The sequence below is a fragment of the Rosenbergiella australiborealis genome, assembly GCF_018494035.1.
Lineage (GTDB): Bacteria > Pseudomonadota > Gammaproteobacteria > Enterobacterales > Enterobacteriaceae > Rosenbergiella > Rosenbergiella australiborealis.
The window spans coordinates 1-14,889 of the sequence record NZ_JABBFO010000018.1 but is presented as its reverse complement, the minus strand read 5'-3'; the positions used below and the strand labels follow the sequence as shown (position 1 = coordinate 14,889).

The window sequence follows — 14,889 nt, the reverse complement described above, 5'->3', positions numbered from 1 at the left end:
GGCTGCGGGCCGCTCTCCTGAGAAGTCTCACTCCGACGGGAGCTAATCCGTGAAAGACTTACTTAAGTTTTTAAAAGCGCAAACTAAAACCGAAGAGTTTGATGCGATCAAGATCGCCCTGGCCTCGCCAGATATGATCCGTTCCTGGTCTTTCGGTGAAGTTAAAAAGCCAGAAACGATTAACTATCGTACCTTTAAACCAGAGCGTGACGGTCTTTTCTGTGCACGTATCTTTGGACCGGTAAAAGATTATGAGTGCTTATGCGGTAAGTATAAGCGCCTTAAACACCGTGGTGTGATCTGTGAAAAATGTGGTGTCGAAGTTACTCAGACTAAAGTACGTCGTGAACGTATGGGTCATATTGAGCTGGCTACGCCTACCGCACACATCTGGTTCTTGAAATCACTGCCATCGCGTATCGGTTTATTATTGGATATGCCTCTACGTGATATCGAACGTGTACTGTACTTTGAATCTTATGTTGTGATCGAAGGCGGTATGACCAATCTTGAGAAGCGCCAGATCCTGACTGAAGAGCAGTATCTTGATGCGTTAGAAGAGTTTGGTGACGAATTCGACGCGAAGATGGGTGCAGAAGCCGTTCAAGCCCTGTTGAAAAACATGGATCTTGAGCAAGAGTGCGAGCAACTGCGTGAAGAACTGAATGAAACCAATTCAGAAACCAAGCGTAAGAAGCTAACTAAGCGCATCAAGCTACTTGAAGCTTTCGTTCAATCTGGAAATAAACCAGAGTGGATGATCTTAACAGTGCTGCCAGTATTGCCACCGGATCTTCGTCCTTTGGTACCACTGGACGGTGGGCGCTTTGCGACTTCCGATCTGAACGATCTCTACCGTCGTGTGATCAACCGTAACAACCGTTTGAAGCGTCTGTTGGATCTGGCTGCGCCAGATATCATCGTACGTAACGAAAAGCGTATGTTACAAGAAGCGGTTGATGCATTACTGGATAACGGTCGTCGTGGACGTGCTATCACTGGATCGAATAAACGTCCTCTGAAATCACTTGCCGACATGATCAAAGGTAAGCAAGGTCGTTTCCGTCAGAACCTGTTAGGTAAGCGTGTTGACTATTCTGGACGTTCAGTAATCACTGTAGGTCCATACCTGCACCTGCACCAATGTGGTCTACCGAAGAAAATGGCGTTGGAATTATTCAAACCATTTATCTACGGAAAATTAGAATTACGCGGTCTTGCGACAACCATTAAAGCTGCGAAGAAAATGGTTGAGCGTGAAGAAGCGGTTGTTTGGGATATCCTGGATGAAGTTATCCGTGAGCACCCAGTGCTACTTAACCGTGCACCAACGCTTCACCGTCTAGGTATTCAAGCCTTTGAACCTGTCCTGATCGAAGGTAAAGCGATTCAGCTTCACCCGCTGGTCTGTGCGGCGTATAACGCCGACTTCGATGGTGACCAAATGGCTGTTCACGTGCCGTTAACGCTCGAAGCACAGCTAGAAGCTCGTGCCCTGATGATGTCGACCAACAACATCTTGTCACCAGCGAACGGTGAGCCGATTATCGTTCCGTCTCAAGACGTCGTATTGGGTCTTTATTACATGACCCGTGACCGCGTGAACGGAAAAGGCGAAGGCATGGTTCTGACTGGACCTAAAGAAGCTGAGCGTGTTTATCGCGCAGGTCTGGCAGAGTTACATGCACGCGTTAAAGTCCGTATTACAGAATATACCAAGACCGAAGAAGGTGAATACATCCCAAGCACGAGCATTGTGGATACCACCATTGGTCGTGCAATTCTGTGGATGATCGTTCCTAAAGGTCTGCCTTACTCAATCGTTAACCAAGCGTTAGGTAAGAAAGCCATCTCTAAGATGCTGAATACTTGTTACCGTATCTTAGGGTTAAAACCAACGGTTATCTTTGCTGACCAAACCATGTACACCGGTTTTGCTTACGCGGCACGTTCAGGCGCGTCAGTAGGTATCGATGATATGGTGATCCCAGCTGCGAAAACTGAGATTATCGCAGAAGCTGAAGCGGAAGTTGCAGAAATCCAAGAACAGTTCCAATCGGGTCTGGTTACTGCGGGTGAGCGCTACAACAAAGTGATCGATATTTGGGCTGCGGCTAACGAGCGTGTCTCCAAAGCGATGATGGAAAATCTGCAAACTGAAACCGTGATTAACCGTCATGGTGAAGAAGAGCAACAAGTTTCCTTCAACAGCATTTATATGATGGCCGACTCTGGTGCGCGTGGTTCTGCTGCGCAGATCCGTCAGCTGGCAGGTATGCGTGGTCTGATGGCGAAACCAGATGGTTCAATCATCGAGACACCTATTACGGCGAACTTCCGTGAAGGTCTGAACGTACTTCAGTACTTCATCTCAACCCACGGTGCTCGTAAAGGTCTTGCGGATACCGCACTGAAAACGGCTAACTCCGGTTACTTGACACGTCGTTTAGTTGACGTAGCACAAGACTTGGTGGTTACGGAAGACGATTGTGGTACTCACGAAGGCATCATGATGACCCCGGTTATCGAGGGTGGCGACGTTAAAGAGCCATTACGTGAGCGCGTATTGGGTCGTGTGACTGCAGAAGATGTATTGAAGCCGGGTACCGCTGATATTCTTGTTCCACGTAATACATTAATGGATGAGCACATCTGTGACGTATTGGAAGAGAACTCGGTTGATAGTATCAAGGTTCGTTCAGTAGTAAGTTGTGCGACTGACTTCGGTGTGTGTGCGAACTGTTACGGTCGTGACCTTGCACGCGGGCATATCATCAATAAAGGTGAAGCCATCGGGGTTATTGCGGCACAATCAATCGGTGAGCCTGGTACACAGCTGACGATGCGTACGTTCCACATCGGTGGTGCGGCATCTCGTGCGGCGGCTGAATCAAGCATCCAAGTGAAGAATAAAGGGACTATCCGTCTAAGCAATGCGAAGTCGGTAACCAACTCAGCCGGTAAACTGGTTGTTACTTCACGTAATACCGAACTGAAGATGATCGACGAATTTGGTCGTACTAAAGAGAGCTATAAAGTTCCTTACGGTGCGGTCATGGCGAAAGGTGATGGCGAGCAGGTTGAAGCGGGCGATACCGTTGCAAACTGGGATCCGCACACAATGCCAGTTATCACCGAAGTAAACGGTTTTGTACGTTTTGTTGACATGAATGATGGCCAGACCATCACGCGTCAAACTGACGAACTGACGGGTCTCTCTTCGCTGGTGGTCATGGATACTGCAGATCGTACCTCTGGTGGTAAAGATCTCCGTCCAGCCATCAAAGTTGTTGATGCGAAAGGCGACGATGTCATGCTGCCAGGTACTGATATGCCAGCACAATACTTCCTGCCAGGCAATGCAATTGTCCAGCTCGAAGATGGTGTACAAATCAGTTCAGGTGATACTGTAGCGCGTGTTCCTCAGGAATCTGGCGGTACTAAAGATATCACCGGTGGTCTGCCACGTGTTGCCGACCTGTTTGAAGCCCGTCGTCCGAAAGAACCGGCGATTCTGGCAGAAATCAGCGGTATCATCTCCTTCGGTAAAGAAACCAAAGGTAAGCGTCGTTTAGTGATTACACCAGTTGATGGTAGCGATCCGTACGAAGAGATGATTCCTAAGTGGCGTCAGCTGAACGTCTTTGAAGGTGAGCGTGTTGAACGCGGTGATGTTGTGTCGGATGGCCCAGAGTCACCACACGATATCTTACGTCTACGTGGCGTACACGCGGTAACTCGTTATATCACTAACGAAGTACAGGAAGTTTACCGTTTACAAGGCGTTAAGATTAACGATAAGCATATCGAAGTTATCGTTCGTCAGATGTTACGTAAGGCAACGATTGCCTCTGCGGGCAGCACCGATTTCTTAGAAGGTGAGCAAGCAGAAGTTTCACGTATCCTGATCGCTAACCGCGAACTGGAAGCGAATGGTAAAGTTGCTGCAACATTCCATCGCGATCTATTAGGGATTACCAAAGCGTCACTGGCAACTGAGTCATTTATCTCTGCAGCATCGTTCCAAGAAACGACGCGCGTGTTAACTGAAGCAGCGGTGGCCGGTAAGCGTGATGAATTACGTGGCCTGAAAGAGAACGTTATCGTTGGACGCTTAATCCCAGCCGGTACCGGTTATGCATACCATCAAGAGCGTATGCGTCGTCGCCAGCAAGGTGAAACACCTGTAGCACCGCAAGTGACTGCAGATGAAGCTTCCGCGAGCCTAGCAGAGCTGCTGAATGCAGGTCTGGGCGGTTCAGACGAGTAAGTTGTTGTTTTAGTCGAAAACCCTGCTTAGGCAGGGTTTTTTTATGTTATTCCTATAATCTATGTCCCTGTTAAGGATCCTGAAATGAAGACGCGATGGAAAGTATTACCACTGCTCGCAGGGATGTTTTTCAGTTCTCTCAGTATTGCCTCAGAACCGGTACAACGGCTATTTCAGCAATGGCAAGTTACCTGTAATAATCTCAATGATTGTGATGTCCGCAATGCGAATCCGGATGATGACATTCGTATTATCTTAACCTATCAAGCTGGGCCCAAAGGTGCCATTTCCTTGGATATGGCGGGTTATGATAGTGATACCCCTGAGGGTATCTGGGTCGATGGCAATCGCTGGCAAACAACACTTGCCGCTCATAATGCCGATAAACACCATGATGCAGCAGGTTATTCATCAAACTCTTTAGTACAAATACAAGCCTTTTTGCAGTTATTGACGAATGCGACGACACTTTCTCTTTCTGATGATACAGATGAAGGAACCTCTCTAGCAGGGCTTATGGGAGCGCTTAACTTTATCGATGAGCGTCAAGGGCGGTTACATAACCGTACTGCACTGATTGTTCTGGGAGAAGGGAGTGCGAATGATGTTCCGCATCGTTATGCAATTGAGCATCGTTTTGCTGTTCAGCCGAAACCTATCCCGATCAAAGATCCCAATCATTTGATTGAAACGGTTATGAGTTCACAAGCCGATCTCTTAGATGATCAGGAGTGTACGCCGGAAGATGAAACGTTACAAAAAAGCAGTGTAAAACCGCTCGATAGTCAGCATGCATTGGTAATGATTAACTGTGTAACAGGGGCTTATCAGTCCTCATCAATACTCTTTATCGTTCCCAGAAACCATCCAGAACGTGCCAAAATGCTCGACTTACCCATTCCTCTCAAAAATAGACAAGGTGATCTACAGTCGATCAGTTGGTTTACTGACCCGCACTATGATCCGCAACGAGGTCTTTTATTTCACGTAGCCAGAGGCCGTGGCCTTGCCGACTGTGGTGAGAGCGCAATATGGCGGTTTAATGGCAAAATCTTTGAGCTCATGAGTTATCACAATCAGCCTACATGCGATGGGGGTGAACCAGGTAATTGGCCATCAGTATGGTTAACGCCAGGTTTTAAAGAAACAGAGTGAGCAGTGGTTTTTCTGTGATTGTCATTGGTGTAAGGATATTAAGTTAGGTCATGATATCTACGAATTATCCTTGATCCTTATGTTGGCTATAGTGAAAGTGTTTTCTACGAGAACGAATAAAGGGTCGTAACGTCGTGAATGATAATGGTAGGCGTGTCATTAACACCATCAGGCAGGATTACCTGTTATTTAGAAATAGTTGGACATTGCGTCCAACTATTCATTTCTGTGTTCCCTTCGTAATGACTTACCCGCTCTGCTTTGGCATAACACCCGAACAAAAGTGTATACCCCTATAGGGCACTTTAATCATCGAGGAAAGCGTTGGATGAGAAGCCCCTCCCAACGCAGCGTAACCTTATTCAGGATGATATAAATGGTGGGTATTAACTGTCTAATGCATCGGCAGACAACGCATTATCTGGTCGATTATTGAGGCGTGATGCAGAATTGACCGATGAGGGCGATTCTTGTGAGCCGACCAGTTCGGTGGAGAGCAGCATTTGATCTTCGAGATCAAAGAGCGATTCAAGGTGCATCCCCACTTCTGAAATAACGTTACGTAATTCAGGAATTTCACCATTGGCAATTGCCGGTTCCAGATAGGTGTCATAGAGTGCGAGCAGAGTGTGGGTACTTTCCTCTAACTGGGGATAAAGCAGCGCAAGAAGGCGTTGTTGCGCTTGTGAAGCGAGCAGCATCTCGATTTGCTGGTAATGTTTAAAATGGCCAGACGAGAGATAATCCACTAAGCGCTGGCAGAAAGTATCTAACGCAACTTCATCACAAGTCTCGCTACTGTTTTTTTGGGGCGTCAGTCCGACTAATTGATAATAAGCGACCAATAACTGACGGCGGCTGGCAAGCCACTGATCAATCATCGGATGACTTACCGTAATTTTTTCGCTTAAATTGGCTAGTTTAGTCAGCATGGTAGGCTGCTCCGAATAAGGTTAATTAACTAAGCGTAGACTATATTCTTTAAATCACCCGACTTTTAAGGGGTATCTTGTGGTTCAGAATACGACAGTAGTGGAGCATGAAGGCTGGTGGGTCGTCAGTAATGGCCGAAAACTCTGGTTACCTGATGGTGAGTTACCTTATGGAACGGCCAGTGGACTTGGTCTTGAAGGAAAACATGCCCGGCAAATAGGCGAATATCAGGGCAAACCCTGTTGGCTACTGTGCCATGAACCGTCCATGAATATGGAAAGCGTTCGACGACTATTGGCGACAGATAGATTACTCTTTCAGCTTGCGGGGAGGGGAGTACAATTAGCCGAATTTTATCGCTCTCATCGTTGGTGTGGATATTGTGGTACGCAAATGCACCACTCTGATAAAGAGTTTGCTTGCCTGTGTGAAGGTTGCGGTGAACGCTATTACCCGCAAATTGCACCTTGTATCATCGTTGCTATTCGTAAAGGTGACAGTATTTTATTGGCGCAGCATCACCGCCATAAGCAACCGATTTTTACAGTGCTAGCCGGTTTTGTGGAAGCAGGGGAGACACTTGAAGAGTGCGTTCATCGCGAAGTCATGGAAGAAAGTGGGCTTTCGATTAAAAATCTTCACTATGTTGCCTCGCAACCTTGGCCATTCCCGCATTCGTTGATGTGTGCCTTTACTGCAGAATACGCGGGAGGAGAAATTATTATTGATCCTGCAGAGCTAAAAAATGCTGCATGGTTTAATGTCTCGCAGTTACCGAAAATTCCAGAGATTGGCACGATTGCAAGACGTCTAATCGAGGATACTGTCGCGCTTTGTCGCCAAGACTGAATTAAAGCTGATCTTACACAATATTCTTACCGTGGATATACGGTATTACCTATACCCCATGCGTACTGATCAATTCACTCTTCTATGGGCGGTATGGGGAATATGGGGGAGCTTACTGCTCGCCTATCTTTCTCCATACTTCTCTCTTGTCAACTGGGTGCTGCTTTCTACGGTATGGATAGCTATATGCAGTGGAGTAGCAATATATTTTCGTTATCGGATAAAAAGAGTATTTATGTTTAAAGTTAAGAAGACAATGGATGTACTTCCTCCTTTAAAAAATAAAAAGAGTGAAGAGCGTGTTCCCACGACTGAACTGCAGGGTGCAAAAGGGGAACGTTCTATCAAAGAGACGTTAATCGCTAAAGGAACGGTTTTAACCGGTGAAATCAGTAATGAATCAGATGTTCTCGTTGAGGGGAGCGTGGTCGGCGATATTCATAGCAGTCGTTCTATTCGTATTGGGCAAGAAGGAAATGTTCAAGGAACCTTAACCGCTGAGAAAATTACGATTAATGGCTACTTGAAAGGTCGGTGCCAAGCGGTCAGTGTCAAAATTTTATCGCAAGGTCGTCTTGATGGTGATATTCATGCCAGTGAGTTATCGATTGAATGCGGTGGAATCTTTAATGGTAATTCACAACATATTACTGACAAATCTACCAATCCACGGATCAATAGTGATAAAGAGATAGCAGTAATTGCGCCGGCTGTCGTCAGCGAAACAGAGCCGAGTAACATTGAAAGTCTTTAGCCCTCGAGCACAAATTATGGCGGTATGAATACCGCCAATGAAATAATTTACTTCGCAGTGCCCACGATTTTTTTAAATAACTGTTACACTAGGCTGAGACAAAAGAGAGCCTAGAAAATGAATGAATTAAAAAACGATCGCTATTTACGTGCATTACTACGCCAACCTACAGATGTCACGCCTGTTTGGATGATGCGCCAAGCGGGACGGTATTTACCAGAGTATAAAGCGACCCGTGCTGAAGCCGGGGATTTTATGTCACTGTGTAAAAACGCTGAACTTGCTTGTGAAGTCACGTTACAACCGTTACGTCGTTTCCCTTTAGATGCTGCAATTCTTTTCTCTGATATTTTAACTATCCCAGACGCAATGGGCCTTGGTCTCTATTTTGAGGCAGGGGAAGGACCTCGTTTTAGCTCACCTATCCAAAGTATTGCTGATGTCAAAAAATTGCCTATTCCCGATCCTGAACAGGAGTTGGGTTACGTGATGAATGCTGTACGAACTATTCGTAAAAACCTAGATGGTGAAGTGCCATTAATTGGCTTTTCAGGTAGCCCTTGGACATTAGCGACTTATATGGTTGAAGGCGGTGGCAGTAAAGCGTTTACCAAAGTTAAAAAAATGATGTATGCCGAACCAGCAACCCTACATCTGATGCTTGATAAATTAGCAGAAAGCGTTACCAGCTACCTGAACGCCCAGATCAAAGCAGGCGCACAATCGGTCATGATATTTGATACTTGGGGGGGCGTATTAACAGGGAGAGATTATCTAGAATTCTCCTTACATTATATGCATAAGATTGTTGATGGTTTAATTCATGAAAATGAAGGCCGTCGCGTCCCTGTAACACTCTTTACTAAAGGTGGTGGTCAGTGGTTGGAGCAAATCGCTGATACAGGGTGTGATGCAATTGGACTGGATTGGACTACACGTATTGATGAAGCTCGTCAACGCGTCGGGCATCGTGTGGCGTTACAAGGAAATATGGATCCTTCTATTCTTTATGCTCAACCAGCACGTATCGAAGCGGAAGTACAGACCATCCTCGCGCAATATGGCCAAGGAAGCGGGCATGTATTTAACCTCGGTCATGGCATACATCTTGACGTCCCACCAGAAAATGCGGGTGTCTTTGTTGAGTCTGTCCATCGTTTATCTGAGCCTTACCATCGCTAACGATGAGTATTGATCTTGTACGGTTGAATACCCTACAGCAGCAATATGCAACAAAGATTATTCAACACGATACCGATAAAACGCTCTCCCCACGGTATATTGCCGGGGGAGATGTTGGTTTTGAAGCACAAGGTACGATAGCTCGCGCAGCTATGGTGATCGTGACATGGCCTGAACTCAAGCTGCTGGAGTACCAAGTAGCACGGGTACCGGTCACCCTACCTTATATCCCAGGTTACCTTTCATTTAGAGAGTGCCCCGCGTTAGAGGCGGTATGGCATATGCTTACTATTAAGCCAGATTTACTCTTTATCGATGGACAAGGGATTGCCCATCCTCGTGGATTGGGGGTGGCTAGTCATTTTGGACTGTTCGCTGATGTGCCGACAATTGGTGTCGCCAAAAGTCGGCTTTGTGGTCAATATACAAAATTGGCCCCAGAAGCCGGTTCAGTCGTTGATTTATGCTATCAAGGACAAGTAATAGGGGCTGTTCTGCGAAGTAAAGTCCGCTGTAATCCACTTTTTGTTTCAGTGGGACATAAGATTAGCACTGCTTCAGCATTAATCTGGACACAGCAATGCCTGCGTGGTTATCGCCTTCCGGAACCTACTCGCTGGGCGGACGCAGTTGCTTCCCATCGCCCGAGCTTTGAGCGATGGTTAGCTCAACAATAACACTGCTCAACATCTAATTTTGCGATACACTATGCGTAGCAATTTTTTAATGAGTAGCCTGCATGTTACGTAATCCAATACATTTACGCTTAGCTAAACTTGAAAGCTGGCAGCATGTCACTTTTATGGCCTGTCTATGTGAGCGTATGTACCCTAACTATCAAGTTTTTTGCCAAAATAGTCATTTTGCTGATGCACAACTTTATCGGCGGATCCTGGATCTTGTATGGGAAACCCTACTGGTCAAAGACGCAAAAATAAACTTCGATAATCAATTAGAAAAATTTGAAGAAGCTATTCCTTCAGGTGACGACTTCGACTTTTATGGCGTTTATCCTGCGATTGATGCTTGTGTAGCATTAAGTGAACTGGTGCATTCTCGTTTAAGTGGTGAAACGCTTGAGCATGCCATTGCGGTGAGTGAAACTTCTGTGACTACGGTCGCGATGCTTGAAATGACCCAATGCGGTCGTGAACTGACGGATGATGAACTAAAAGAAAACGTTGCAGTTATCGACGAGTGGGATGCTCAATGGGAGATCTTTCGCTTATTAGCTGACTGTGAAGAACGGGACTTAGAATTAATCAAAGGGCTCCGTCAAGACTTACGCGAAGACGGAATAAGTAATATTGGTGTGCTTTTTGAGAAAAAAAGTTGAGAAATTTGGTATCAAAGCTAATAAACCTATATTGAAGGCTTCACAATCGCCCCCTGTCTAGTCTACATTTGAGGGGCTAATCTTGAGGCTATCAGAACGCGGTGGTAGAAAAGAGTTTATCGATTCTTTCTGCTCTCGTGACTGGCAAGCGATAATACACTTTAAGGATAACTTATGAATAAGACTCAACTGATTGATGCGATCGCCGAGAAAGCCGATCTGTCTAAAGCCCAGGCGAAAACTGCACTGGAATCGACTCTTTCTGCGATCACTGAGTCTCTAAAAGAAGGTGATGCAGTTCAGCTAGTAGGTTTCGGTACTTTCAAGGTTAATCACCGTGCAGAGCGTACTGGTCGCAACCCACAAACGGGTAAAGAGATCAAAATTGCGGCGGCAAATGTTCCTGCATTTGTTTCTGGCAAAGCACTGAAAGATGCGGTGAAGTAATCACCTCTTAGCAGTGATAAGTTTGATCGGAAGGGGAACTTTCCCCTTCTTGATCGGCCTGTCTTATTAACCGTATTCATCATAGAGATAGCTATGCGCTTGCTCTCTTATCGGACACTCTTACTTTCCTTACTTCTCTGTTCACTCTGTAGCTGTGCCTCATTTCAAAAAAAACCAAAGACCTACAGTACCGGTTATTTAGCCGACCGCGGCGTGGTAAGAATTTGGCAACATACGTCCTCGTCGGGATACACGACACTGCAAAGTCTTTTTACGCCGTTTGATGGCTCAAGTGAAACTGAGACAATTTATCACTGGGACCAAGAACATTTGGTCAGTATTACTAAAACGTCTTTACAAGGACCAGAGAACAGCTTTTCTGCACGATTTAGCCGAATAGATGGAACCACTTCTTTCATGCAGCAAAAATTTGCTACATCACGTCAGCCATTATCAGTCAATGAACTGGAGCTAGCTAAATTTGAGGCTCAGCGCGAGTTAGAGATGAGTCGAGATTTACTGAGTGGGGGGGTCGTTTTGCATCAAGGTCATTGGCTCTCTGCACAACAAGTTGAGAATTGCGAGGGAACACCGGAACAGTTTTATTTTGATAGCAGAGAAAGTCAGCGTTTGATTGATATGTCGCGTAAGGGGCCTGTCTATGTCGCATGGATTGATGCGCCAGAAGGCCAGCAGTTATTATTGATGACTTCCCACGACGTGTGTCAACAGAAGTTGAGCCCTCAAACGCAATAGAGGCTAGTCGTCGAACTAGCCTCTATCCATTTATAGTTATATGCGGGCTATAGCTCGGTAGCCAATATCATCACGATAGAAGCTGCCATCCCAATGGATTTGGCTGGCGAGTTGATAAGCAAGTGTTTGTGCCTCGGCAATGTTTGCACCCAGTGCGGTGGCGCAGAGCACTCGCCCTCCATTTGTTTTGACTTCACCAGCGGATAACTCGGTTCCTGCGTGGAAAACTTTAGATTCTGTCGATTCGCTTTGCGCAAGACCGTTGATTACATCACCCTTGCGATAGGCTTCTGGATAACCGCCAGCGGCGATGACAACCCCGAGTGCTGGGCGTTCATCCCACACAGAGTTCACCTGGTCGAGACGACCAGTACTGCCTGCTAAGCATAGTTCGACAAGATCGGATTGTAGCCGCATCATGATTGGCTGTGTTTCAGGATCACCAAAACGGCAATTAAATTCGATTACTTTTGGCTGTCCAGTCGCATCGATCATTAGTCCGGCATAAAGGAAACCCGTATAACTATTTCCTTCTTCAGCCATACCTTTCACTGTTGGCCAGATAATTTGATCCATTACACGCTGATGGATTTCATCTGTCACGACGGGAGCGGGTGAGTAAGCGCCCATCCCTCCAGTGTTCGGTCCGGTATCACCATTCCCTACACGTTTATGGTCTTGGCTGGTGGCCATTGGCAAAACATGTTCACCATCAACCATCACGATAAAACTGGCTTCCTCACCCTCAAGGAACTCTTCAATAACGATACGATGACCAGCATCACCAAAAGCATTGCCCGCCAACATATCTTTTACTGCAGATTCGGCTTCTTCAAGCGTCATTGCCACAATAACGCCTTTTCCCGCAGCTAGACCATCGGCTTTAATGACGATAGGAGCACCTTTCTCGTGTAAATAAGCTAAAGCGGGTTCAATCTCGGTAAAATTCTGATAGTCAGCCGTCGGTATTTGATGACGTTCTAAGAAGTCTTTGGTAAAGGCTTTTGATCCTTCGAGCTGTGCGGCAGCTTGTGTTGGACCAAATATAATTAATCCTTCACGTTGAAAAGCATCGACAACACCCTGAACTAATGGTGCCTCAGGCCCAACAATGGTCAAACCAATATTTTCTTTTTGAGCAAAAGCCACTAACGCGGGAATATCAGTAGCGTCGATATCGACATTGACTAATGACGTTTCAAGTGCAGTTCCTGCATTCCCTGGCGCAACAAAAACTTGAGTGGCGTGTGGTGATTGAGCTGCCTTCCAAGCTAAAGCATGCTCACGGCCACCATTACCGATAATTAGAATATTCATTACTTACTGCCCTCATCATTAGTGGCGGAAATGCCGCATTCCAGTAAAAATCATTGCAATACCATGTTCATCTGCGGCAGCAATTACTTCATCATCACGAATCGATCCACCAGGTTGGATAACACAGCGTATACCCACAGCAGCAGCGGCATCAATTCCATCGCGGAATGGGAAGAAGGCATCTGACGCCATTGCTGACCCACTAACTTCTAAACCTTCATCGGCCGCTTTGATTCCCGCAATTTTTGCCGAGTAGACACGACTCATTTGTCCTGCACCAATACCGATCGTACGGTTATTTTTCGCATAGACAATAGCATTTGATTTCACAAATTTTGCGACCTTCCAACAGAAGAGGGCATCGCGTAATTCTTCTTCAGTCGGTTGGCGTTTAGTCACGACTTTTAATTCGTCTTGGCAGACCATACCTAAATCACGATCTTGCACCAATAATCCGCCATTGACGCGTTTAAAATCGAAGCCATTTTGGCGTTGTTGCCATTCACCGCAGGTTAGGACGCGTACGTTCTGTTTTGCAGCAGTAATAGCTAGCGCTTCCGAACTGGCACTTGGGGCAATAATGACTTCGACAAATTGGCGACTGATAATCGCTTGTGCGGTAGCCGCATCGAGTTCACGGTTAAAAGCGATAATGCCACCAAAGGCAGAGGTCGGGTCAGTGGCGTAGGCGCAATCATAAGCCTGTAAGAGATCGTTAGCGGTTGCGACACCACAAGGGTTTGCGTGTTTAACTATGACACAAGCAGGTTGCTCAAATTCTTTAACACATTCGAGCGCAGCGTCAGTGTCTGCAATATTATTATAAGACAGTGCTTTACCTTGGTGTTGCACAGCGGTGGCGACTGAGGCTTCTGAAAGTGTTTCTTCTATATAGAAGGCTGCTTGCTGGTGGCTGTTTTCACCGTAACGCATATCTTGCTTTTTGATGAGGCTCAGATTCAGTGTACGAGGAAAGTGACCTGATGGTACTTTTTCATCACTATAGTAGGCTGGCACTAAACGTCCGAAATAGTTAGCTATCATGCCATCGTATGCAGCGGTATGTTCAAAGGCTTTGATAGCTAAGTCGAAGCGTGTTTCCAGAGATAAACTTTGATTGTTTTCGCTCAGTTCTTTCAGTAGAGGGGAGTAGTCTGTGCTATTTACTACAATGGCAACATCTTTATGGTTCTTCGCGGCTGAGCGAACCATGGTTGGCCCACCAATATCAATGTTTTCGACCGCATCCTCTAAGCTACAGTTCTCATTAGCGACTGTTTTAGCAAAAGGATAGAGGTTTACCACTACCATATCGATAGGCAGGATCTGGTGTTCCGCCATTACCTCATCGTCTTTGTCCCGACGTCCAAGAATGCCACCGTGAATCTTAGGATGTAACGTTTTGACTCGCCCATCCATCATTTCTGGAAAGCCGGTATAGTCTGAAACCTCTGTAACCGGTAAGCCTGCATCGGCGAGCAAACGAGCTGTACCCCCAGTTGAAAGCAGTTCGATACCATGTTCAGAAAGGCCACGCGCGAAGTCGACGATCCCTGTTTTATCAGAGACACTAAGTAAGGCACGGCGTACAGGACGATGTTGCATAATAGAAGTAAACCTCTGGAGTTGCAGTTTGGAAAGATAAAAGCGTCGTCGCTTTTATAATTAACAGGGCCATATTGTAGCGAAAACGTTTGCGTGGATCTCGCCTTAAATGATTTTTTTAAGTCTTTGTGAGTAAATCTGTGGATAACAGCGTATAAACCTCGCTTTTGCTGTGGAATGCAGCAGTCAGTCAGATTTTATTAAAAAAGGTATTGCGCCTTTTTCTTAACTCCCTATAATGCGCATCCACTGACACGGCAAAGCACGATACGCAGCGCGGTGACA

At 46.1% G+C, this 14,889-nt stretch carries 12 protein-coding genes; 9 read left to right on the top strand and 3 right to left on the bottom strand.

All coding sequences use genetic code 11. From position 1 onward, the window contains the following. Positions 1-49 precede the first annotated feature (49 nt). Positions 50-4,270: a DNA-directed RNA polymerase subunit beta' gene (gene rpoC, locus HGT73_RS13770; protein ID WP_214215837.1), complete on the top strand. Its 4,221-nt coding sequence runs from the start codon at positions 50-52 to the stop codon at positions 4,268-4,270. 84 nt (positions 4,271-4,354) lie between these two features. Then, positions 4,355-5,425 (top strand): DUF1176 domain-containing protein, encoded by a 1,071-nt coding sequence (locus HGT73_RS13765; RefSeq protein ID WP_214215836.1) that lies wholly within the window; start codon positions 4,355-4,357, stop codon positions 5,423-5,425. A gap of 386 nt (positions 5,426-5,811) precedes the next feature. On the opposite strand, the gene rsd is transcribed toward HGT73_RS13765, so the two are convergent. After that, entirely contained in the window at positions 5,812-6,357 is a 546-nt protein-coding gene (gene rsd, locus HGT73_RS13760) for a sigma D regulator (RefSeq protein WP_214215835.1), read from the bottom strand. Positions 6,358-6,436: 79 nt separating this feature from the next. Here rsd and nudC point away from each other — a divergent pair, with 79 nt between their 5' ends. From nudC to HGT73_RS13725, 7 genes are all read left to right on the top strand, one after another. Continuing rightward, complete coding sequence (nudC, locus tag HGT73_RS13755) at positions 6,437-7,207, top strand: NAD(+) diphosphatase (protein WP_241609598.1); 771 nt, start codon at positions 6,437-6,439, stop codon at positions 7,205-7,207. A 235-nt stretch (positions 7,208-7,442) separates the two neighbouring features. Beyond that, on the top strand, positions 7,443-7,961 hold the full coding sequence (locus tag HGT73_RS13750; RefSeq protein ID WP_214215834.1) for a bactofilin family protein: 519 nt from the start codon (positions 7,443-7,445) through the stop codon (positions 7,959-7,961). Between the two features lie 117 nt (positions 7,962-8,078). Further along, the gene (gene hemE, locus HGT73_RS13745; RefSeq protein WP_214215833.1) at positions 8,079-9,143 is read left to right on the top strand and encodes a uroporphyrinogen decarboxylase; all 1,065 of its coding nucleotides are present in this window, start codon (positions 8,079-8,081) and stop codon (positions 9,141-9,143) included. An 8-nt stretch (positions 9,144-9,151) separates the two neighbouring features. Beyond that, positions 9,152-9,820 (top strand): deoxyribonuclease V, encoded by a 669-nt coding sequence (nfi, locus tag HGT73_RS13740; RefSeq protein WP_338111625.1) that lies wholly within the window; start codon positions 9,152-9,154, stop codon positions 9,818-9,820. Between the two features lie 62 nt (positions 9,821-9,882). Then, the gene (locus tag HGT73_RS13735; protein WP_214215831.1) at positions 9,883-10,479 is read left to right on the top strand and encodes a YjaG family protein; all 597 of its coding nucleotides are present in this window, start codon (positions 9,883-9,885) and stop codon (positions 10,477-10,479) included. Between the two features lie 174 nt (positions 10,480-10,653). Continuing rightward, complete coding sequence (gene hupA, locus HGT73_RS13730; RefSeq protein ID WP_048911275.1) at positions 10,654-10,926, top strand: nucleoid-associated protein HU-alpha; 273 nt, start codon at positions 10,654-10,656, stop codon at positions 10,924-10,926. A 93-nt stretch (positions 10,927-11,019) separates the two neighbouring features. Beyond that, positions 11,020-11,682, top strand: coding sequence for a DUF1481 domain-containing protein (locus HGT73_RS13725; RefSeq protein ID WP_214215830.1), 663 nt, complete (start codon positions 11,020-11,022; stop codon positions 11,680-11,682). A 36-nt stretch (positions 11,683-11,718) separates the two neighbouring features. Here the strand turns inward: HGT73_RS13725 and purD are convergent, their stop codons facing one another. Both purD and purH read right to left on the bottom strand, forming a co-directional pair. Beyond that, the gene (purD, locus tag HGT73_RS13720) at positions 11,719-12,999 is read right to left on the bottom strand and encodes a phosphoribosylamine--glycine ligase (RefSeq protein ID WP_214215829.1); all 1,281 of its coding nucleotides are present in this window, start codon (positions 12,997-12,999) and stop codon (positions 11,719-11,721) included. 18 nt (positions 13,000-13,017) lie between these two features. Next, the gene (purH, locus tag HGT73_RS13715; RefSeq protein ID WP_214215848.1) at positions 13,018-14,607 is read right to left on the bottom strand and encodes a bifunctional phosphoribosylaminoimidazolecarboxamide formyltransferase/IMP cyclohydrolase; all 1,590 of its coding nucleotides are present in this window, start codon (positions 14,605-14,607) and stop codon (positions 13,018-13,020) included. Positions 14,608-14,889 lie beyond the last annotated feature (282 nt).